Raw genomic sequence first — 20,403 nt, 5'->3', positions numbered from 1 at the left:
GCCCAGCCCCGAAAAGAGGGCGGGCCGAGAGAGCGAGGCGAGCATGGATCCCAGGCAGGATCTTCGACCGATGAACGAGGTCGTGTGGCACCCGGATGGGGCGCCGCAGGGCGCGGATCAGGCGGGCTATGAGCCCGAATTCACGCAGGATTATCAGAGCGATGCGCCGCGAAGTGCGGGCGCGAAGCTGGTCAGCGGCGCGGGCGCGGCGATGAGCCTTGCGCTGATCGCGGGGCTGGCCATTTGGGGCTATCGGATTACCGTGCGCGATGTGACCGGCGTGCCGGTCGTGGCCGCGCTGGAAGGGCCGATGCGGATTGCGCCGGAAGAGCCGGGCGGCGAGGTGGCCGACCACACGGGCTACGCGGTGAACGATGTGGCCGCCGAGGGCGAGGCCGCCGATCTGCCCGAGCAGATCACGCTGGCGCCCGGCCCGGCGACGCTGAGCGAAGAAGATTTGCCGCTCGCCGCGATGGTGCAGCGCGAGGTGGAGCAGGCGCAGGTGGCCCCCGAAGAGGCGACGCCCGGCACCGAGGCCCAGGATGGCGAGCTGGTCGCGCCTGAGCTGGCCGTGGCCGCCAACCTGCCCGACGATGTGGACCCGAACGACCCGGTGGCCGTGGCGCTGGCGATGGCCGGGCAGCTGAGCGAGGGGGCCGAGCCTCTCTCTGGCGCGGCTGCCGAGGCGTCGACCGAGGCGGCGGACCCGGAGAAGGCGAAGCTGGCCAATCTGCCGGGCGTGAAGCGCTCGCTGCGGCCCAAGGTGCGGCCTGCCGGGCTGAAAGCGCCTGCGCCGAGCGAGGCGGAGCCGGAGGCGCGGCGCACGACGGTGGTGCCCGAGGGCGCCGAGGTTGCCGAGGACGATCAGGTGCCGGCTGGCACCCGGCTGGTGCAGCTTGGGGCCTTTGAAAGCCCGGAGGAGGCCGCCCAGCTTTGGGGCCGGCTTGCCGGGCAGTTCGACAGCCTGATGTTGGAGAAGACCCGGCTGATCATGGAGGCCGAAAGCGGCGGGCAGACCTTCTATCGTCTGCGGGCGCAGGGGTTTGCGGACCTCAGCGATGCGCGCCGGTTCTGTGCGGCGCTGGTGGCGGAGAAAGCCGAATGCATCCCGGTGGTCGCTCGGTGAAACGGCCCGCACGGCTTTCGCCCTACATCTTCGGTTGCGACGGGCTCGAGGTGACGCCGGATGAGGCGGCGCTTTTTGCCGATGTGAGCCCTGTGGGCTTCATCCTTTTCAAGCGCAACATCGCCCACCCGGAGCAGGTGAGGGCCCTGACCGCCGGGCTGCGGGAGGCTGTGGGCTGGGAGGCCCCGGTGTTCATCGATCAGGAGGGCGGCCGGGTGGACCGGATGGGCCCGCCGCATTGGCGCAACTGGCTGCCGCCGCTGGACCAGAACGCGCAGGTAGGGCCGGAGCGTGCCGCAAGGGCGATGGAGTTGCGCTACCGGCTCATCGCCGACGATCTGCGCGCCGTCGGAATAGATGGCAACTGCGCCCCGATGGGCGACATTGCCCATGCCAAGACCCATGCCGTGCTGCGCAACCGCTGCTATGGCGAAACCCTTGAAGCGGTTGTCAAATCCGCCCGCGCAGTGGCGGACGGGTTGCTCGCGGGCGGGGTGCTGCCAGTGCTCAAGCACATTCCCGGCCACGGCCGCGCGACGATGGACAGCCACCTAGAGCTGCCCCGCGTCACCGCCTCGGCGGAGGAGCTGCGGATCAGTGATTTTGCCGCCTTCGAGGCGCTGAACGACCTGCCGCTCGGGATGAGCGCGCATATCGTGTTCGAGGCCTTCTCGGAGAAGGCCGCCACGGTGGACCCGGTGATGATTGCGCTCATTCGCGAAGAAATCGGCTTTGGCGGCCTGCTGATGACCGATGATCTGAGCATGGAGGCGTTGGATGGCAGCCTGCCGCAGCGGGCGCAGGCCGCGCGGGCGGCGGGGTGCGATGTGGTGCTCTACTGCAAGGGCGTTTTCAGCGAGCTGAAGGCGCTGGCGGAGATTGCCGAAGATATGAATGAAACGGGGCTGGCCCGGGTGGATGCTGCCTTGGAAGCCCGCCGCACCCCTGATACCATTGACCGGAGCGCAATGGAGGCCGAGTACGAGGCCGTATTGAGAGGGCAGGCGGGCGATGGGTGAGGACGATGGCTGAGGACGGGGCCTCCCTCTTTTCGGATGTGTCCGACCGGCTGGCGGCCGAGGCGCTGATCGTCGATGTCGACGGCTTCGAAGGGCCGCTCGATCTGCTGCTGACCCTTGGCCGGACCCAGAAGGTGGACCTGCGGAAGGTCTCGATCCTGCAACTGGCCGAGCAGTACCTTGCCTTCGTTGAACGCGCCAAGCAGCTGCGCATCGAACTGGCCGCCGATTATCTGGTAATGGCGGCTTGGCTGGCGTTTCTGAAATCCAAGCTGCTGCTGCCGCCCGATCCTTCGGAAGAAGGCCCGAGCGGCGAGGAACTGGCGGCGCACCTCGCGTTCCAGCTGGAGCGGCTTGCCGCCATGCGCGATGTGGCCGCCAAGCTGATGGCGCGCGACCAGATGGGCCGCGACTTCTTTGCGCGCGGGGTGCCGGAGAGCGTGGAGCGGGTGCGGCGGGTGACCTACACCGCCACGCTGATGGACCTGATGAAGGCCTATGCCCGCATCCGCACCAAGGACGAGTTCCGCCCCTTCGTGATGGACCGCGAAAACCTGTTCACGATGGAGCAGGCGCTGGACCGGCTGCGCGGGCTGATCGGCTATGCGGGCGAGTGGACCAACCTGATGACCTACCTGCCCGAGGGCTGGGAGAACGACCCGATGCGCCGCCGCTCGGCGACAGCGGCGACCTTTGCCGCCTCGCTGGAACTGGTGAAGCACGGGCACCTGACGATCCGGCAGGAAGACACCTTTGCCCCCATTCAGATCAAGCTGAAGGAGGCGCCGCGTGGTTGACGGGCTGGATGAGGTGGAGGTCGAGGAAAGCCTCTTTGAAGCGCCGCCGATGGGCGAGCAGGAGCGGATGGTGGAGGCCATTCTCTTTGCCAGCGCCGAGCCTGTCACCGTGGCCGAGCTGAACGCCCGGATGCCGCACGGCGCCGAGGCGCAGGTGGCGCTGGAGAACCTGCAGAAGCGCTACGAGGGGCGCGGCGTGGAGCTGCGCCGGGTCGGGGAGGCCTGGGCGATGCGCACCGCGCCGGACCTTGGCTTTTTGATGCAAAAAGAGACGGTCGAGACGCGGAAGCTCTCCCGCGCCGCCATCGAGACACTGGCCATCGTGGCCTATCACCAGCCCGTCACCCGCGCCGAGATCGAGGAGATCCGGGGCGTGAGCGTGAGCCGCGGCACGGTGGACCAATTGCTGGAGCTGGAGTGGATCCGCTTTGGCCGCCGCCGCATGACGCCGGGCCGCCCGGTGACCTATGTGGTGACACAGGATTTTCTGGACCATTTCGGCCTGGAATCTGCCCGCGACCTGCCGGGGCTCAAGGAGCTCAGGGCGGCGGGCCTGCTCGACAGCCGCCCGCCGCCGGGCATGGTCGGGCTGGGAGACGGCGAAGACGAGGCGGACGACACTCAAGACCAAGACGAACTTTTCAGAGAGGAAGAGACAGATGAATAGCATTTTTTCGCAGATCTGGCGCACGATCGTGATGCAGTTCTCCGACAAGGCCCGCCATGCGATGAACAGCAAGATGAGCCAGGGCATGAACTCGGCCCGTGACAGCATGCTGGGCAGCGGCAAGAAGGACGACGAGTGAACGCCGGCCATCTCATAAACATGGTGCTGCGGATGCTGATGCGTTCGCGGCGCCGCGCTGGCCGCAATGGCGGCATGGGTGGCGCGAAGGGCGGAAACGAGAACCGCCGCAAGCTGCGCTCGGCCCTGCGGATCGGGCGGATGTTCGGCCGGTTCTGACGGCGCTGTGAGGCGGCCCACCGGACCGCTTGACCCGGCCTCGGGGGCGGGATAGGCCACGCGCATCATGGCCCGCGCCCCGCTTTTGCAACTCTCCGACATTTCGCTCACCTTCGGCGGCAACCCCGTTTTTGAAGGTGTTTCCTTGACCGTGCAGCCCGGCGACCGTGTGGCGCTGGTAGGCCGCAACGGCTCGGGCAAATCCACCCTGATGAAGGTCATGGCAGGCCTCGTGGAGGCTGACGCGGGCGCGGTGGTGGCCGCGCCGGGCGTGCGGGTGGGCTACATGGAGCAGGAGCCCTCGATGGAGGGTTTCGAGACGCTGGGCGCGTTCGCAGCGAGTGGGCTGGACGAGTCAGAGGCTTGGCGCGTGGAGGCGGTGGCCGAGGGGCTGAAGTTTGGGCTCGAGACGGCGGTGGCCTCGGCCTCGGGCGGTGAACGGCGGCGCGCTGCGCTGGCCAAACTGCTGGCCGAAGCGCCGGAGCTGATGCTGCTGGACGAGCCGACCAACCACCTCGACATCGAAGCCATCGGCTGGCTGGAGCGCGAGCTGCGCGAGACCCGCGCAGGCTATGTGCTGATTTCCCACGACCGGGCCTTTCTGACCAACCTCACCCGGGCCACGCTCTGGATCGACCGGGGCGAGGTGCGGCGGCAGGAGCAGGGGTTTGCCCATTTCGAGGCTTGGCGCGACAAGGCCTGGGAAGAGGAAGACACCGCCCGCCACAAGCTCGACCGCAAGATCAAGGCCGAGGCCCGCTGGGCGGTGGAGGGCATCAGCGCCCGCCGCAAGCGCAACATGGGCCGGGTGCGCGCCCTGCAGGAGCTGCGGGCCGAGCGCGCGGGGCAGGTGCGCCGAAAGGGCGTGGCGGCGTTGGAGCTGGAAGAGGGCACCAAGAGCGGCAAGGTGGTGCTGGAGGCGCAGGGAATTGCCAAGCGCTTTGGCGAAAAGGTGATCCTGCGGCCCTTCGACCTCAAGCTCACCCGCGGCGAGCGGGTGGCTTTTGTTGGGCCCAATGGCGCGGGCAAGACCACGCTGATCAACATGCTCATCGGCAAGACCGCGCCCGACGAGGGGCAGGTGAAGCAAGGTCACGGGGTGGAGATGGCGGTCTTCGACCAGACCCGCGCCGCGCTCGATGGCGATGCCAGCCTGTGGGAGAACCTCGCGGGCGATCCGGCGATGCGGGTGAGCGGGCAGGCCGACCAGGTGATGGTGCGGGGGCAGCCGCGCCACGTGGTCGGCTACCTGAAAGACTTTCTCTTCGACGAGGCGCAGGCCCGCGCGCCGGTGCGCTCGCTCTCGGGCGGCGAGAAGGCAAGGCTGCTGCTGGCCCGGCTGATGGCGCGCGAGAGCAACCTGATGGTGCTGGACGAGCCGACCAACGACCTCGACATCGAAACGCTGGACCTGCTGCAGGAGGTGCTCTCGGACTACCCCGGCACCGTGCTGCTGGTGAGCCACGACCGGGATTTCATCGACCGGGTGGCAACCCGCTCGGTGGTGCTGGAGGGCGAGGGCCGGGCGACGGTTTATGCTGGCGGCTGGTCTGACCTCGTGGCGCAGGGCGGCGGGCAGTGGCAGCGCTCCACCGCCGCGCCCAAGCGGGCCGCGAAGGTGGAGGAAAAGCCCGCGCCGGAGAAGCCCAAGGCGAATGGCCTCAGCTTTACCGAGAAACACCGGCTGGAGGCGTTGCCCGCCGAGATCGCGCGGCTGGAAGCCGAGATCGGCAAGCTGACCGAGCTGATGAGCGACCCCGAGCTCTTCACCCGCGAGCCGGTGAAGTTCAAGAAGGCCAGCGAGGCGCTGACAGAGCGGCAGACGAAGCTCTCTGCGGCGGAAGAGGAATGGCTGGAGCTGGAGGAAAAGGCCTCGGCCTGATCTTCATCTTGGTCCAAATATCTCCGGGGGTGTGGGGGCAGCGCCCCCACTGAGCAAGGCCTCAGCTGTCGTCCCGCTTGCTCTGATCGTGCAACCGCGCCACCCGCGCCGCCTCGGCCTTGGCCTGCTCTTTCTGCGCCTTGGTCAGCCCGTGAAAGGCGGCGTTCTGGTCGGCGCGGGCCTTCTTCTCGGCGCGCGCCTTGTCTTTCCGCACCCGGTTCAAGTTGACGGGCTTTTCGCTCACTTCGGGCCGATCATGTCTTGCGGTCGGACCACCTTGTCGAAGGTTTCCGCATCGACGAAGCCCAGTGCGATGGCCTCTTCCTTGAGGGTCGTGCCGTTCTTGTGGGCGGTCTTGGCGACCTTGGTGGCGTTGTCGTAGCCGATGGTGGGGGCGAGCGCCGTGACCAGCATCAGGCTCTCTTCCATCAGCTTCTGGATGCGCGGCTTGTTGGCCTCGATGCCAGAGAGCATCCGCTCGGTGAAGGAGGCGGCCACGTCGCCTAGCAGCTGGATCGACTGGAGCAGATTGTAGCTCATCATCGGGTTGTAGACGTTCAGCTCGAAGTGGCCTTGGCTGCCGGCGAACTTGATCGCGGCGTCATTGCCCATGACGTGGGCGGCGACTTGCGTCATCGCCTCGGCCTGGGTCGGGTTCACCTTGCCCGGCATGATCGAGCTGCCCGGCTCGTTCTCGGGCAGGATCAGCTCGCCGAGGCCGGAGCGGGGGCCGGAGCCGAGGAAGCGGATGTCGTTCGCGATCTTGTACATCGCGCCCGCCACTGTGCTGAGGGCGCCGGAGAGAAAGACCATCGCGTCATGGGCGGCCAGCGCCTCGAACTTGTTGGGCGCGGTGACGAAGGGCAGGCCGGTGATCTTGGCCATGCCGGCGGCGACCGTCTCGCCCCAGCCTTTGTCGGTGTTCAGCCCGGTACCCACGGCGGTGCCGCCTTGGGCCAGCTCGTAGATGCCCGGCATGGCGGCCTCGATGCGCTTGATGCCGTTGCGGATTTGCGCGGCGTAGCCCGAGAATTCCTGCCCGAGGGTGAGCGGGGTGGCATCCTGTGTGTGGGTGCGGCCGATCTTGATGATGTCCTTGAACTCTGCGGCCTTCGCCTCGAGCCCTTCGGCCAGCTGGGTAAGGCCGGGCATCAGCACGTCGCGCACGCTCATCGCGGTGGCGATGTGCATGGCGGTGGGGAAGGTGTCGTTGGAGCTTTGCCCCATGTTGCAGTGATCGTTCGGGTGGACCGGGTCCTTGGAGCCGATCTCGCCGCCGAGGATCTCGATGGCGCGGTTGGCGATGACCTCGTTGGCGTTCATGTTCGACTGGGTGCCGGAGCCGGTCTGCCAGACCACCAGCGGGAAGTTGTCATCGAACTTGCCGGCGACCACCTCGGAGGCGGCCTCGATCACGGCGTCGGCCAGTTTGGCATCGAGTTTGCCGGAGGCCTTGTTGGCTTCGGCACAGGCCTGCTTGATGACCCCGAGGGCGCGGACGATGGCCACGGGCTGCTTTTCCCAGCCGATGGGGAAGTTCATGATCGAGCGCTGGGTCTGGGCGCCCCAATACTTGTCGGAAGGAACTTCAAGCGGTCCGAAGCTGTCGGTTTCGGTGCGGGTATCGGCCATGGCAGCGCCCTTTCTTGTCGTGTCGCAGGACACATACCCGAAGGGGCGGGGCGGTCAATGGCAGGTTAGCGCAAACTTGGGGCTTCACGGCTCCGCGTGGCGGCGGATGGTGAAGCCCTCGGCTTCCGTGGGGGGCTCGAAGTGGCTGGCGATCCGGTCAAACTGCGCCTCGGTGATGGCAAAGGGGTGCTCGCCCGTGGCGTTGCGGGCTTCGATCCGGGCGCGGCAGACCGAGTCGGGCAAGTCGAGCCAATGTAGCAGGTGGTCGGCGCCGGAGGCATCGAGGAGGTCGCGCATCCAGCCGCGGGTTTCGCGGGTGTTGGCGGGGAAATCGAGCACGACGCTGGTGCCGGAGGCGAGCAGGGCGGTGACATGGGGGTCCATGGCCGTGCGGAGGCGTGCGGAGAGGCGCACATAGTCCTTCAGCGTGGTCATCTCCGGGCCGAAGAGGGCGGCAAGCCAGGCGTCTTCGGAGATCAGCACGGTGCGGGGCGCGCGGGCGAGCGCGTCGGCGAGGGTCGATTTTCCGGCGGCGGGCTTGCCGCAGAGTAGGTGGAGCGTGGCGGGGGCGTGCATGGGGCGGTGCCTTGCGCAGGGAGGGGTTGGCCCAGAGCTAGGGGAGGCGCGGGGCAGGTGCAACAGCGACCCGCCCCAGCGGCAGGGCGGATCGGCCGCGCGGTGCCCGGGCTGGTGGCGGCGCCGAACGGGCCCCGCGAGGGGCGGCGGGTAAAGCTCTTGCGGTGGGGCGCACGGGCGCGACCCGGGCCCGGGGCCGGTGCGCGGCGGCTATTGTACCCGCCGGGTGAAGACCCAGACATGGGCGGGCGGCAGGTTGGCCCAGGTGATGCCGCGGCGGCGGGCAGAGACGCCGAGTTCGGCCTGCATCTCGGGGCTGATCGGGCTGCCGGGGGAGTAGGTGATCTGGACGAAGATCGCGCCGGGGCGCATCACCTCCAGCGCGCGGCCGACCACCTCGCGCTGGATCGTCGGGCGGGCGAGCACCGGCACGCCGGAGATCACTGCGCCCACGCCGGAGAGGCCGATTTGCGAAATCTCCTGTGCCGGGCGGTTCAGCACGTTAACACCCGGGAATTTTTGCCGCAGTGTCTCGCAGAAGCGCGTGTTGGTTTCCATGCAGGTCAGCCGGGAGGGATGCACGCCGCGCTCGAGGATCGCCTTGGTGAAGACGCCGGTGCCCGGGCCGATCTCGACCACCGGGCCTTCGATCGCCTCCAGCCCCTCGGTCATCTTGCGGGCGACGGCGGCGGAGGAGGGGGCGATGGCGACCACCTCGCCGGGTTTGCGGAACATTTCGGACAGAAACACGGCAAAATCGCTCGGCATGGCGGACCCTCTGGAGCTATGAGACTGGCTCCAGTTGCACCGGCGCTGCGTCTCCGGGCAAGCGGCGATGCGGGCTGTTACCGAAGTTTCACCTTGGCGAAACACAGGTGTTTCAGGGCTGTTTCGAAACCATCAAGAACGGCGCCGCGAAGGCCCGATCAGGCAGCGAGGTCGTAGTGTTTGATGCTGCGCGACTCGACAAGCGCCTGCTCTGCCGGGTCGATATGCGGCGTGGTATAATCTTCACCGACGAAGGCCTTGAGCGCATCGAGGCTCTCCCAGACCATCACGAAGCTGAACTCACGCGGGGTCTCTGGCCGGGCCGCGCCGGGCAGCACCTGCACGATGCCCGGCGTGCCCTGCATCAGCGGAATTGCGGTGTCATGGAAGAAGCGGCTGAAGGCCTCTTCCTTGCCGGGCCGGGTGACGACCTGGAAAATGCGAATGATCATGTGATTGCCCCCCTTGGTTCGGATGCTCCCGAGACCAGTGTAGCACGGGAGCGCCGAAGCGGGCGGAGGCGCCCTCTACTTGCGGAAGCTGTCGAGGCTCACGACCTCGGCGTCGTGCTGGCCCTCGGCCTCGTCCACGTCTTCGGCCATGGGAGCGGGGGCGACCTCTTCGTCGTCGTCCTCGTCATCCTCTTCTTGGCTCTCGAACCGCAGGCCGAACTCAACGGAGGGGTCCACGAAGGTGGCGATGGCGTCATAGGGGATGACCAGCCGCTCGGGTGCGTCGCCGAAATTGAGGGTGACCGAGAAGCCATCGTCGGTGACATCGAGATCGTCGAACCAGTGCTGCATCACCACCGTCATCTCCTCGGGGTAGCGCTCGCGCAGCCAGTCGGCGATGTCGACGCCCTCGGCACGGGTATCGAAGGTGATGAAGAAATGATGCTGCCCCGGCAGGCCCCGATCTGCAACTTCGGCCAGCACATCGCGGATCAGGCTTCGCATCGCCCGGTGCATCAGTCTGCCGTAGTCGATTTCGGTGCTCATCGGTGGGGAGGCCCTCAGGGTGTCGTCACCATCAGCATAAGGGATTCGGACCTGATTGACAGGGCCGATTTGGCGCTCAGCCGAGGAGCGATGTGGCGAGCCCGGCGAGGGCCATGAGGGCGAGGGTGGTGGCCATGCCGAGGCGCAGGGCCAGCAGCAGGAGCGCGGCCAGCGCGGTGAGGGCAAAGGCCAGCGGCTGGGCGGTGGAGAGCACGGGCAGGGCGGGGCCGTTGGTGTGGACTTCGGCGAAGAGCACGTGCAGCGCGAACCAGAGCGAGAGGTTGGCGATGACCCCGACCACGGCGGCGGTGATCGCCCGCAGCGCACCGGAAAGGCGGGGCTGGTGGGTGAGCCATTCGAGGTAGGGGGCGCCGGCGAAGATCCAGAGAAAGCAGGGGATGAAGGTGACCCAGAGGGTGAGCGCGGCGGCGGCCAGCGCGGTGGCCAGGCTCACCTTGGCGCCAGCGAGGGTGGCGACGAATTCGGTGACGAGGATCAGCGGGCCGGGCGTGGTTTCGGCCAGACCCAGCGCGTCGATCATCTCGGGGGTGGTGAGCCAGCCGTGGGTGCCGACGACCTCCTGCGTCATATAGGCCAGCACCGCGTAGGCCCCGCCGAAGGTGACGACGGCGAGCTTGGAGAAGAAGAGGCCGATTTGGGTGAGCAGGTCGGAGTTTGTGAGGAGGGCGAAGGGGGCGGCCCAGAGGGCAAGGAAAATGACCGCGGTCAGCGCGGTCCGGCGGGTGGTGCCGGGGGTAAGGCGCGGCGCGGGGGTGTCCGGGCGGGTGGTGCTGCGGAAGGCCCCCCAGAGAGCGGCCCCGGCGATGATGAGCGGGAAGGGCAGGCGGAGCGCGTAGATGGCGAGGAAGGCAAGGGCGGCCAATGCCGCGCCCTCGGCCATGTAGCCTGGCCCGAAGGCGCGTTTGGCGACCTTGATGAGGGCCTGCACCACGATCACGACCACGGCGGCCTGAATGCCCAGAAAGAGGCTCTGGACCAGCGGGACTTGTCCCCATGTGGCATAGGCCAAGGCGAGGGCCAGCACGACAAGCGCGCCGGGCAGCACGAAGAGCGTGCCTGCGATCAGCCCGCCAAGAACGCCGCGCAGCCGCCAGCCGGCATAGGTGCAGAGCTGCATCGCCTCGGGGCCGGGGAGCATCATGCAGAAGGAGAGGGCGGAGAGATACTGCCTTTCGGTGAGCCACGTGCGCCGCTCGACCAGTTCTTCGTGCATCAGCGCAATCTGCGCCGCCGGGCCACCGAAGGAGAGGACGCCGATGCGGGCGAAGGTGCGGGTGAGGGTGGAGAGGGGGACAGTCATGGCAGGGGCATGACGGGGGAATGTGACGGGGAAGTAAAGTGCAGAGGCGCTCATTGCTCGCCGAAGGACTTTGCGAAGATGCCTCAGTCGTTTGCAACAGTGATCAAGACAAATCCAAGTACAAATGAGTAGACCGCAACGTTTGCATCCAACACTGCACGCACGATTTTGCGTAGCCCAAGCCCCTCAACGAAAGTCGGCCCGTACAATCTGCACTCCTCCACAGGCTCATCACAGAACGTCTCACCAAAGATAGCGAAACCATCAAACTCTGGAAACTCAGCGAACTGCAACCAGTGGATACAATACCAAACCAATAGGCCAAGTGTTCCAAGGATACAGCAGATGCCAGCGATTCCGATCAGTAGCCTCATCTCACACCCCAAAACTGAGTAATCTGTTTTGCCACGTGAGAAAATGAGACGGGTGGAGCCGTGTCAATGTCAGCGTGCGGGCGATGGCTGGATAGAAATAAAGTGCAGGCTTCTGTTGCCAGGTGCCTGCGAACCCCGCCTTACCTGGCTAGAGGCAAGGACTTAAGATTTCGATCTTTCGCGCTGCTTAAGCAGCGAGAGCGACCGGAGCACGATTGTCGTTGGCAATTATGCTTAACGGACCGATATCGGTGGTACCTCACCGAGACAAAGCAAACCCCTTTAGACGTTCGTCGATCCTGTTTCGGCCCCATGATCCCCCAACGAGAGAGTTTTGGTGGAGCCGCCGGGTACCGCCCCCGGGTCCGATCCGCTTATTACGAGCGCGTTTATGTCCATAGTCCCGTTGCCGGAACGCTCCAGATATAGGCCCGGGGGGCGGGTATTTCAAGGCGCTTTGCGGATCGGGCGGCTGCGGGTAAGGTCGGGGCATTGTCAATTTGATCCAAGTTTTTCAGGGGAGTTACCAGATGAAATACCCTTTTGTTCTCAGCGCCTTTGCGGTCGTTCTTGCCGCGCCCGCCTGGGCGGAGAGCGAGGCGCCGGGCTGTTCGGACTACAGCGAGGACAAGGCGGCGTGGAGTTGCTTTTGCGCGGCCGATGCGCCCACAGGTTCGGTCTGGGGCTCGGGGCCTTACACAGCTGACAGCAACGTCTGCGCCGCGGCCCGCCACGCGGGGGTGATCGGGCCGGAGGGCGGCATGGTTGCGCTGGAAACGGTCGATGGGCAGGCGAGCTACAGCGGCTCGGAGGCCAACGGGGTGGTGACGCGCGATTGGGGCAGCTTTGGCAAATCCATCGCCTTCCCGCCGCCCGCCGCAAGCTCGGACCTTGCGCAATGCGGGCGCTTGCCGAGCGGCACGGAGAGCCACGCCTGCTTCTGCCCGGCGGATGCCAGCAAGCAGCGCGATGTCTGGGGCTCGGGGCCCTACACCGGCGACAGCGACATCTGCGCGGCGGCCTTCCATGCGGGCGCGATCGACGCCGGGGGCGGCGAGGTGAGCGTGCTGCGGGTGCCGGGGCTGAAGGCCTACAGCGCCAGCGAGGCGGGCGGCGTGGCCACCGGCGACTGGGGCGGGTACGATTTTTCGATCGTCTTCAACCGCAACTGACCCCGCGACATTCTGGCCCCTGACGGAAGCACCGTCGGGGGCTAGATTTGCGCCATGCTCAGTTATTTCTCCTCTCGCAAGCGTTTCTCGGACCTGACCGAGCAGGAGGTGCTGGCGCTCGCGATCTCCTCGGAGGAGGACGATGCGCGGATTTACCGGGGCTTTGCCGAGCGGCTGCGCGCGGAGTTTCCGGGTACGGCTAAGATGTTTGAAGAGATGGCGCGGGAGGAAGACGGCCACCGGCGCAGGTTGATCGAGCGGCATCAGGCGCGGTTTGGCGAGGTGATCCCGCTGATCCGGCGCGAGCATGTGAGCGGCTACTACGCCCGCCGCCCGGTGTGGCTGGCCGAGAATCTGCCACTGGAGAAGATGCGCGCTCTGGCCTTCGACATGGAGCGGCAGGCCGAAGCCTTTTACCGCGCGGCAGCGGCCCGGACCAAGGACGCTGAAACGCGCAAATTGCTGGGCGACCTGGCCGCCGCCGAGGCGGGCCACGAGAAGAAGGCCGAGGCGCTGGAGGCGCGGCATCTGGACGGCGAGACGCGGGCGGAGGAGGACCAGTCGGCCCATCGGCAGTTTGTGCTGACATGGGTGCAGCCGGGACTTGTTGGTCTGATGGATGGCTCAGTGAGCACGCTGGCGCCGATCTTTGCCACTGCCTTCGCCACGCAGAACCCGTGGACGACCTTTCTGGTTGGCCTTGCGGCCTCGGTCGGTGCGGGTATTTCGATGGGGTTCACCGAAGCGGCCAGCGACGATGGCCAGCTCTCGGGGCGCGGCGCGCCGTGGAAGCGTGGCGTGGCCTCTGGCGTGATGACCACGCTGGGCGGGCTGGGCCACGCGCTGCCCTACCTGATCCCGCATTTCTGGACGGCGACGGTGATCGCGCTGATCGTCGTCTTCGTCGAACTCTGGGCGATTGCGTGGATCCAGAACCGCTACATGGAAACGCCCTTCTTCCGGGCCGCCTTGCAGGTGGTGCTGGGCGGCGCGCTGGTGCTGGGGGCGGGGATTTTGATCGGCGGCGGGTAGAGAGACCGTCGCGCTTACTCGTCCGGGTCGATCAGGCCGAGCCCGCGCAGGTAGATGCCGATGCCGGATTCCAGCAGGTCCTCGGGCGGGAAGGGCGCCCGGGTGCCGGGGCTGCCGCGGGCGAACAGCTCCACCACGCCATGCGACATAGCCCAGATATGGGCGGAGAACATCGCGGCGGGTGGGCGCTTCTCTGGCGGGAGCCGGTCGGCAAGCCCAGCGGCGGCGCGCTCGAGCACGGCCTGCGCGTGGGCGGCACCGCGGGCGAGGTCGGGATCGCGGGCGAGCGAGAGGCCGGCCTCGAACATTGCCTGATAGTGGCCGGGGAACTTGCGGGCGAAGGCGAGGTAGGCGCGGCCGGTGGCCTCGAAGCTGGCGATGGCGGAGGGCTGGCCCTCGTCATAGGCGTGTTCCATCACGTCGCCGAAGATCGCATAGCCCTGCTTGGCCACCTCGGCCAGCAGGTCTTCGCGCCCCTCGAAATGGCGGTAGACGGCGGCCGGGGTGACGCCCGCGTCTTTTGCCGCCTCGGAGAGTGTGAAGCCCTGCGGCCCCTTCTCCTCGATCAGCCGGATCGCTGCCTCCACCAGAGCCTGGCGGAGATTGCCGTGATGGTAACCGCGCCGGGGCATCAGGCCGACCAGATCTCCGGGCCGCCGCAGATCTTGGGATCGGGCGTTTTGACCACGGCCTCATCCTTGCCGGTGTAGTCCAGCCGGGAGAGCACGGCGCGGATGGCGGCGATGCGGGCGCGGCGTTTGTCGTCGGAGCGGATCACCGTCCACGGGTTGCGGGCGGTGTGGCTCATAGCGAAGGTCTCGCGGATGGCGGCGGAATACTCCTCCCACTTTTTTAGGCCTTCCACGTCGATCCACGACAGCTTCCACTGTTTCAGCGGGTCGCTCTCGCGGGCCAGAAAGCGGGAGAGTTGCTCGGCGCGGCCCACATTGAGCCAGATCTTGAACAGGTGGATGCCATCCTCGCTCACCATCTGCTCGAAACCGGGAAGCTGGTTGAAGAAGTGCCGCCGCTGGGTGTCGGTGCAAAAGCCGAAGACCTTTTCGACCACGCCGCGATTGTACCAGCTGCGGTCGAACATGGTGAACTCGCCGCCCGCGGGCAGTTGCCGGACGTAGCGCTGGAAATACCACTCGCTGGCTTCCTTGTCGGTCGGCTTGGAGAGCGCGACGACGCGGGCGGAGCGGGGGTTGAGGTTTTCGCGGAAGCGCTTGATCGTGCCGCCTTTTCCGGCGGCATCACGGCCCTCGAAAACCACGGCCACGCGGGCGCCGGTTTCTTTGACCCATGCGAGCATTTTCACCAGCTCGACCTGCAGCGCCTCCAGCGTGGCTTCATACTCTTTCTTGTCCATCCGCTTGTCGTAGGGATAGGCCTCGAGGATGGTCTTGCCCTTGGCCGATTTCACCGCCTCCCGCACGTCTTCGGGGGCCTCGTCGGTGAAGAATTTCGAGATTGCGCCGTCGAAGGGAAGGTTGGTCATGGGGCGGTCCAAGCGGTTGAAAAGGCTTGGGCAGTATGGGCGCGCGGGGCGCTCAGCGCAATCCGGCGCGGGCGGCGGCGCGGTCGATGGCGGCGAGTGTTGCCTGCGGGTTGGCATGATGCGGCATGTGGCCGACGCCGGGCAGGGCGGTGACGCGGGCGCCGGGAATGAGCGCGGCCATCGGGCGGGCGTGAATGTCGATCCCGACGGTGGTGTCGGCGGTGCCGTGGAGGATTTCGACCGGGATGCGCAGGGAAGGGTAGCGGGGCGAGAGTTGTTGCAGCGCGGCCTTCAGCTTCAGCACCTGCTGGCCGTTGTTACGCAGGGAGGAGGCGCGGACGGTGAGCGGCGCGCCGACATGCTCGAGGTAGCCGCGGGGCGGGCGCTGGGGTTTGAAGATATCGGCCAGCGCGCTCTCGATCCGGCTCTCCGAAGCCAGCGCCGAGATCACCGGCACGGCGAAGGTGCGGCCCGCTGGCGAGCCGGTGAGGGTATAGAAGCCATCGAGCGGGCCCTCCCACGGCATGGTTGCCCCCGCGAGCGAGACCACGGCGGCCACACGCTCGGGGTGCTCGACGGCCCAGGCCATCGCCACCGCGCCGCCGTAGCTGTGGCCGACGACCACCGCGCGGCGCACGCCGAGCTTGGCGGCCAACGCATCGAGGATGGCGGCTTGTTGCTGGGGCGTGCCGCCGCCGGCGATGGCCTCGGAATGGCCGAGGCCGGGGCGGTCGACGGCGATGACGCGGTAGCGACCCTTGAGTTCATCGACCATGCGGAAGGTGAAATCGCGCAGGTTGCCGCCCGCGCCGTGGATCAGGAACACCGCGGGCCCTTGCCCAGCCTCGACGTAATGCACCCGCTTGCCTGCGACCTCCACCACCGGCCCGACGGGCGGGTAGGCGGCCTCGGCGGAGCGCTTCTGGCTGGCGGAGCAGCCCGCCAGAATGGCCACGAGGGCGGCGACGCCTGCGAGGGTCAGCAGCATTTTGGGGAGCATTCCGTTTCGCCCTCGGTTGCGGTCCTGGTGCAAAGGATACGCGAGCCGAGGGCGGTTGGTTTCAGAAAACCTTGAAAAATCACTGAAAAGCGCTGGCTAGCCGGTGGTGCCGATCTTCTCGAGCTCGAAGGGCGTGGACTGGTAGATCTCGTTGATCCAGTTGCCGTAGAGCAGGTGAGCGTGGCTACGCCAGCGGTTCAGCGGCTGCCGCGCGGGGTCATCCTCGGGGTAGTAGTTGACCGGCACGTTGATCGGCGTGCCTGCGGCCACGTCGCGGTCATACTCCTCCTTCAGGGTGCCACTGTCGTATTCGAAGTGGTTGAAGATGTAGAGCGCGCGGTGGGCCGGATCCTCGACAAGGCAGGGGCCGGCCTCATTGGACCCGATAAGGATGTTCAGCCCGGCGGCCTCGACCTCGGCCGACTTCATCTCGGTCCAGCGGCTGACCGGGATCAGCACGTCATCGGAGAAGCCGCGCAGGTAGGGCGAGGCGGGGGCGAGGTTGGCGTGGCGCAGGCAGCCAAAGAGCTTGTGGTCGAGCAGGTGCTTGGGCACGCCGTGGAAGTGGTTGATCATCGCCATGCCGCCCCAGCAGACGCCGAAGGTGGAATGCACGTGGGTCTGTGTCCAGTCCATCACGCGTTTCAGCTCGTCCCAATAGGTGACCTCTTCGAAGGGGAGGTGCTCGATCGGGGCGCCGGTGATGATGAGGCCGTCGAGCTTTTCGCCCGAGGCCTCGACCTCGGAGAAGGGCCGGTAGAAGTTTTCCATGTGCTCGGCGGCGGTGTTCTTGGTTTCGTGCTCGCTCATCCGGATCAGTTGGAAGTCGATCTGGAGGGGCGTCGCGCCGATGAGCCGGGCGAACTGGGTCTCAGTCTGGATCTTCTTGGGCATCAGGTTGAGCAGCCCGATGCGGATGGGACGGATGTCCTGACTGTGCGCGCGGCCCTCGCCCATGACCATCACGCCCTCGCGCTCGAGCACGGCGTAGGCGGGGAGGTCGGAGGGCAGGGTGATGGGCATTGCGCTGTCTTTCAGGGTTGCGGAGATGCGGATTTAGGTCGGCTGGTGCTTGCGCTCAAGGGCGTGGGCGATGAGTTGGTTGAAAGCCTCTTCGCTGTTCACGGCCTTGGCCTCGTCGGCGGTGATGCTTACGCCCCAGTTTTGCGCCATCGCCTCGTAGAGCGGCTGGCGGTGGGCGAGGGCTTTGGAATAGGTGAAGCGGATGAAGGCATCCGGGTCAACATCGGCCTCGGAGATATTGTTTTCGCTCAGATATTCGGCCCAGACGCGGGCCAGAAAATCGGGGCGGTAGCTCATGGGTTTGGGGGCCTTGTCGAAGCGGCGGATCAGCTCGGCGGTATGCGCCTCGCTGCCCTCGATCCAGACCATCAGGCACTGGCGGCTGAGTTCGGTCAGCAGAGGATCGGCCATATCCTCCGGGTCCACCCATTCGCAGATTGAGCCGCCGGTGTCGCAGATGAAATGCGGGTAGCCGTAGAGCGCCTCGGCGCGTTCGATGAAATAGCCGGTGTCCATCAGCGCCCGCTCCTCGGCCTCGCGAAACTGGGCCTGGCGGCGGGTGTATTCGGTCATCTCCATGCCGCCCTTGTCGGGGCTGCCAGGCTTGCCGAGGTAGGTGGAGACGGGGCTGAGGTTGTGGAAGGTGATGTTGGAGCCGATGTAGATGGAATCCGTCATCAGCAGCTCGCGCAGGAACGGCACCTTCATTGCCTCGCGCTTGGCGTTGTCGGCGATCCGTTCGCCCATGTAGCGGGTGCCGATGCGGTAATCGATCGAGTAGTGGAACCATGCGCCGCTGTCGCGCAGCAACTGGCTCAGGTGGGTCTTGCCCAGCCCGGACATGCCGAAGAGCAGCACGCGCTTTTGCGCGGCGGCGGTCCAGTCTGCTGCGGTATCGTAGATCATGGGTGTCCCTCGTCGTTGCCGGGAGGGGTAGCGCGGGGGGCGGGAACGGTCCAGTGGTTTCAGGCGGGGCGCGGGCGCAGGCGGCGCCACAGTCGCCCGTCGAGCACGATGAGGCCGAGCGCCAGAAGGGCGAAGCCGGCATAGGCGCGGGGGTGGAGCGCCTCGTTCAGCACCAGCGCTCCGAGGCCGATGGCAACTGGCGGGATCAGCAGGGTGACCAGAAGCAGGTTGCCCGCCCCGGCCATGCCGAGAACGCGGTAGTAAAGCAGGTAGGCGCAAGCGGTAGCGATGAGCGCGTAATAGGCGATGGCGGCGGTGCCGTGGGCCGTGGCGGGCAGGTCGATGTTGCCCTCGAGCAGTAGCGTGAGCGGGATGAGCATGAGGGTGGAGCAGGTGAGCATGCCTGCGGCGGCGACGGTGGGAGAGAGGCCTTTGAGGCGCACGCGGGCCCATGCGCCGGCCAGCGCGTAGCACAGTGTGCCTGCCAGAACGGCGAGTTGCGCGAGGGAGCGGAGCGAGAAGCCTTGCAGCACGGCAGGGCCCACGGTGACGGCCACGCCCGCGAACCCGAGGCAGACGCCAGTCAGGCGGCGCGCGGTCAGACGCTCATCGGCAAAGACGAGGGCGGCAACCAGCACCCCGGCGACAGCGGTGAAGGCGTTGAGGATCGAGGTCAGACCGCTCTCGATTGTGAGCTGGCCCCAGGCCATTAGAGTGAAGGGCAGCACGTTGTTCAGCATGCCCATCACCGCGAAGCTGCCCCAGAGGGCCGCGCCGCGTGGCAGCGCTTCGCCGCGTATCCAGACCAGCGCCCAGAGCACAAGAGCGGCCCAGCCGACCCGGTGGCAGACCGAGGAGAGCACGCTCACCTCGTCCAGCGCCACCCGGATCGACAGGAAGGAGGCGCCCCAGATGAGCCCGAGAAGCAGCAGCTCGGCCCAGGCGCGGGCGGGAATGTCGGTGGATTGGGTCATGGGCCGGGTTTAGCGGCGGGCCGGGGGCGGGGCGACCCGGAAGTTGCGGCAAGCAAAAGGCCCCGCGCGGGATGCACGAGGCCTTGAATGAGATCGCTTCTTCCGATTGAGATCAGAAGGTGTAGCCCACGCGGAGGCCGACGCCGACGGCGGTGTTGCCGGAGAAGTCGCCGAAGGTGGTGCCGGGGGCGGTGGGGTTCTCGGTGCGGGCGTCGCCGACCCAGCTGTAGTTCACGCCGCCGGTGATGACGGCCTTGCCCACGGTGTAGCGGCCGGCGAGGCCGATCGAGGTGCGACCATCGGTCGGGCCGAGGTTGCCGGAGAAGCCGCCGTTCTGGGCTTCGTAGCTGACGGTCGCGATGCCGGCGAAGTTGTCGGTGAAGCGACGGGCCACGCCGACGGTGTAGGTGATCACGTCATCCTCGTAGTCCACCAGCGAGCTGCCGGTGGCGAGGTTGTAGCCGAAGGGCGTGATATCGAATTCCGACCAGTCGACCCAGCGGACCGAGGCCAGCAGCAGGGTGCCTTCAGCAATGCCGGTCTGGGCTTCGAGGTTCAGCGACTGCGGGAAGGTCGTTTCGAACGGAAGCGAGGGGCTGTTGTTTTCGATCGCCGCGAACTCATGCGTGATCGCGGAGTGGTAGGTCAGCGCGATGCGCATGGCGATCTCGGGCTTCTCATAGGCCGCGCCGATGAAATAGCCGAGTTCGGAGCTGGTCGGCGCCTGAAGCGAGTAGCCGTTGAAGAGCGCGACGTTGCCCTTGACCTGCTGCATCCGTAGACCGCCGTGGATCGAGAAGCCGCCGTCAAGTTTGTACTTGGCGATCAGCTTGAGCTCGTCGACGTTGAGGTCGGCGTTGGAGCCGCCGTAGGCGTAGCCTGTGCCCATCGGATAGTAGACATCGGCGCCGAAGGGCTGCTCGAAGATGAAGCCGATCGAGAGGCGATCGTTCACATCGGTTTTGAAGGCGAAGGAGAGCGAGGTGTAGTCGCCCGACATGTCGCCGGAGTCCGGACCTGCCGGGAAGGGGCCGACGCTGCTGGCTGCGACACCGGACACATCCGGGCTGACGCGGCTGATCGAAAACTCGCCGTAGCTGCCCGGCTCATACATGAAGCCGATGGATTGCGTGGTGCGCTCGATTCCGCCCGCGGATGCGGCGGTTGCGGTGGCCAGAAGGGCCGCGGCGGCGCTGGTGGTTGTGCGTTTCATTCGGTTTCCTCCCCGAAGTGTCTCCCGATTGACACCTTTTTGAGCAGGCCGTGATTTGTCGTCAATTTGTTACCCTGCGTCAGAGCGCAAAACAGGCGCTGGGTGGCGGGAATGTCGCAAAAATC

At 66.7% G+C, this 20,403-nt stretch carries 23 protein-coding genes and 1 other RNA gene; 9 read left to right on the top strand and 15 right to left on the bottom strand.

The window, feature by feature from the left end; translation table 11 throughout:
- Positions 1-70 precede the first annotated feature (70 nt).
- The 7 genes from ACUXVX_RS13905 to ACUXVX_RS13875 all read left to right on the top strand — a co-directional run bounded on the left by ACUXVX_RS13905 (position 71) and on the right by ACUXVX_RS13875 (position 5,788).
- The gene (locus tag ACUXVX_RS13905) at positions 71-1,126 is read left to right on the top strand and encodes an SPOR domain-containing protein (protein ID WP_446308762.1); all 1,056 of its coding nucleotides are present in this window, start codon (positions 71-73) and stop codon (positions 1,124-1,126) included.
- Positions 1,102-2,145, top strand: coding sequence for a glycoside hydrolase family 3 N-terminal domain-containing protein (locus ACUXVX_RS13900; RefSeq protein WP_446308761.1), 1,044 nt, complete (start codon positions 1,102-1,104; stop codon positions 2,143-2,145). The genes ACUXVX_RS13905 and ACUXVX_RS13900 overlap by 25 nt, the downstream gene beginning before the upstream one ends.
- Positions 2,146-2,150: 5 nt before the next feature.
- Positions 2,151-2,942, top strand: coding sequence for a segregation and condensation protein A (locus ACUXVX_RS13895; protein ID WP_222493547.1), 792 nt, complete (start codon positions 2,151-2,153; stop codon positions 2,940-2,942).
- 49 nt (positions 2,943-2,991) lie between these two features.
- Positions 2,992-3,609, top strand: coding sequence for an SMC-Scp complex subunit ScpB (gene scpB, locus ACUXVX_RS13890; RefSeq protein WP_446311545.1), 618 nt, complete (start codon positions 2,992-2,994; stop codon positions 3,607-3,609).
- Entirely contained in the window at positions 3,602-3,748 is a 147-nt protein-coding gene (locus ACUXVX_RS13885) for a hypothetical protein (RefSeq protein ID WP_222469007.1), read from the top strand. The genes scpB and ACUXVX_RS13885 overlap by 8 nt, the downstream gene beginning before the upstream one ends.
- On the top strand, positions 3,745-3,906 hold the full coding sequence (locus ACUXVX_RS13880) for a hypothetical protein (RefSeq protein ID WP_222493545.1): 162 nt from the start codon (positions 3,745-3,747) through the stop codon (positions 3,904-3,906). The genes ACUXVX_RS13885 and ACUXVX_RS13880 overlap by 4 nt, the downstream gene beginning before the upstream one ends.
- 67 nt (positions 3,907-3,973) lie before the next feature.
- On the top strand, positions 3,974-5,788 hold the full coding sequence (locus ACUXVX_RS13875) for an ABC-F family ATP-binding cassette domain-containing protein (RefSeq protein ID WP_446308760.1): 1,815 nt from the start codon (positions 3,974-3,976) through the stop codon (positions 5,786-5,788).
- A 61-nt stretch (positions 5,789-5,849) separates the two neighbouring features.
- On the opposite strand, the gene ACUXVX_RS13870 is transcribed toward ACUXVX_RS13875, so the two are convergent.
- The 8 genes from ACUXVX_RS13870 to ssrA form a co-directional block, all read right to left on the bottom strand.
- Positions 5,850-6,032, bottom strand: coding sequence for a DUF4169 family protein (locus ACUXVX_RS13870; protein WP_446308759.1), 183 nt, complete (start codon positions 6,030-6,032; stop codon positions 5,850-5,852).
- A complete protein-coding gene (fumC, locus tag ACUXVX_RS13865; RefSeq protein WP_446308758.1) occupies positions 6,029-7,420 on the bottom strand; it encodes a class II fumarate hydratase in 1,392 nt (463 codons plus the stop codon). Before fumC ends, ACUXVX_RS13870 begins: the two co-directional genes overlap by 4 nt.
- An 84-nt stretch (positions 7,421-7,504) precedes the next feature.
- Positions 7,505-7,996, bottom strand: a complete 492-nt coding sequence (locus ACUXVX_RS13860; protein ID WP_446308757.1) for an AAA family ATPase — start codon at positions 7,994-7,996, stop codon at positions 7,505-7,507.
- 210 nt (positions 7,997-8,206) lie between these two features.
- The gene (locus ACUXVX_RS13855; RefSeq protein ID WP_446308756.1) at positions 8,207-8,764 is read right to left on the bottom strand and encodes a class I SAM-dependent methyltransferase; all 558 of its coding nucleotides are present in this window, start codon (positions 8,762-8,764) and stop codon (positions 8,207-8,209) included.
- A gap of 158 nt (positions 8,765-8,922) precedes the next feature.
- Positions 8,923-9,216 (bottom strand): putative quinol monooxygenase, encoded by a 294-nt coding sequence (locus ACUXVX_RS13850; RefSeq protein WP_446308755.1) that lies wholly within the window; start codon positions 9,214-9,216, stop codon positions 8,923-8,925.
- Between the two features lie 75 nt (positions 9,217-9,291).
- Positions 9,292-9,762 carry an SspB family protein gene (locus tag ACUXVX_RS13845; RefSeq protein WP_222493537.1) on the bottom strand — a complete coding sequence of 157 codons (471 nt, stop codon included), beginning with the start codon at positions 9,760-9,762 and terminating at the stop codon, positions 9,292-9,294.
- A 76-nt stretch (positions 9,763-9,838) separates the two neighbouring features.
- Positions 9,839-11,083 carry a chromate efflux transporter gene (gene chrA / locus ACUXVX_RS13840; RefSeq protein ID WP_446308754.1) on the bottom strand — a complete coding sequence of 415 codons (1,245 nt, stop codon included), beginning with the start codon at positions 11,081-11,083 and terminating at the stop codon, positions 9,839-9,841.
- Between the two features lie 475 nt (positions 11,084-11,558).
- Positions 11,559-11,912, bottom strand: a transfer-messenger RNA (tmRNA) gene (ssrA, locus tag ACUXVX_RS13835).
- Positions 11,913-11,987: 75 nt separating this feature from the next.
- On the opposite strand from ssrA, the gene ACUXVX_RS13830 reads away from it, so the two are divergent.
- Positions 11,988-12,629 (top strand): LCCL domain-containing protein, encoded by a 642-nt coding sequence (locus ACUXVX_RS13830; protein ID WP_446308753.1) that lies wholly within the window; start codon positions 11,988-11,990, stop codon positions 12,627-12,629.
- 54 nt (positions 12,630-12,683) lie between these two features.
- Positions 12,684-13,661: an iron exporter MbfA gene (gene mbfA, locus ACUXVX_RS13825; RefSeq protein WP_446308752.1), complete on the top strand. Its 978-nt coding sequence runs from the start codon at positions 12,684-12,686 to the stop codon at positions 13,659-13,661.
- Positions 13,662-13,675: 14 nt separating this feature from the next.
- Here mbfA and ACUXVX_RS13820 read toward each other — a convergent pair whose 3' ends face one another.
- The 7 genes from ACUXVX_RS13820 to ACUXVX_RS13790 all read right to left on the bottom strand — a co-directional run bounded on the left by ACUXVX_RS13820 (position 13,676) and on the right by ACUXVX_RS13790 (position 20,278).
- Positions 13,676-14,293 (bottom strand): TetR/AcrR family transcriptional regulator, encoded by a 618-nt coding sequence (locus ACUXVX_RS13820; RefSeq protein ID WP_446308751.1) that lies wholly within the window; start codon positions 14,291-14,293, stop codon positions 13,676-13,678.
- Entirely contained in the window at positions 14,293-15,162 is an 870-nt protein-coding gene (ppk2, locus tag ACUXVX_RS13815; RefSeq protein WP_222469020.1) for a polyphosphate kinase 2, read from the bottom strand. The genes ACUXVX_RS13820 and ppk2 overlap by 1 nt, the downstream gene beginning before the upstream one ends.
- A gap of 52 nt (positions 15,163-15,214) precedes the next feature.
- Positions 15,215-16,162 (bottom strand): alpha/beta fold hydrolase, encoded by a 948-nt coding sequence (locus ACUXVX_RS13810; protein ID WP_446308750.1) that lies wholly within the window; start codon positions 16,160-16,162, stop codon positions 15,215-15,217.
- Between the two features lie 96 nt (positions 16,163-16,258).
- Positions 16,259-17,185, bottom strand: a complete 927-nt coding sequence (locus tag ACUXVX_RS13805) for a homoserine O-succinyltransferase (RefSeq protein ID WP_446308749.1) — start codon at positions 17,183-17,185, stop codon at positions 16,259-16,261.
- Positions 17,186-17,218: 33 nt separating this feature from the next.
- Positions 17,219-18,091 (bottom strand): ATPase, encoded by an 873-nt coding sequence (locus tag ACUXVX_RS13800; protein WP_446308748.1) that lies wholly within the window; start codon positions 18,089-18,091, stop codon positions 17,219-17,221.
- A gap of 59 nt (positions 18,092-18,150) precedes the next feature.
- Positions 18,151-19,065: a DMT family transporter gene (locus ACUXVX_RS13795; protein ID WP_446308747.1), complete on the bottom strand. Its 915-nt coding sequence runs from the start codon at positions 19,063-19,065 to the stop codon at positions 18,151-18,153.
- A gap of 112 nt (positions 19,066-19,177) precedes the next feature.
- Positions 19,178-20,278, bottom strand: coding sequence for an OmpP1/FadL family transporter (locus tag ACUXVX_RS13790; protein ID WP_446308746.1), 1,101 nt, complete (start codon positions 20,276-20,278; stop codon positions 19,178-19,180).
- Positions 20,279-20,403 lie beyond the last annotated feature (125 nt).

The organism is Vannielia sp. SX4 (genome assembly GCF_052828525.1).
The sequence above is the reverse complement of the archived record's forward strand: the minus strand, read 5'-3'. Positions and strand labels throughout refer to the sequence as shown.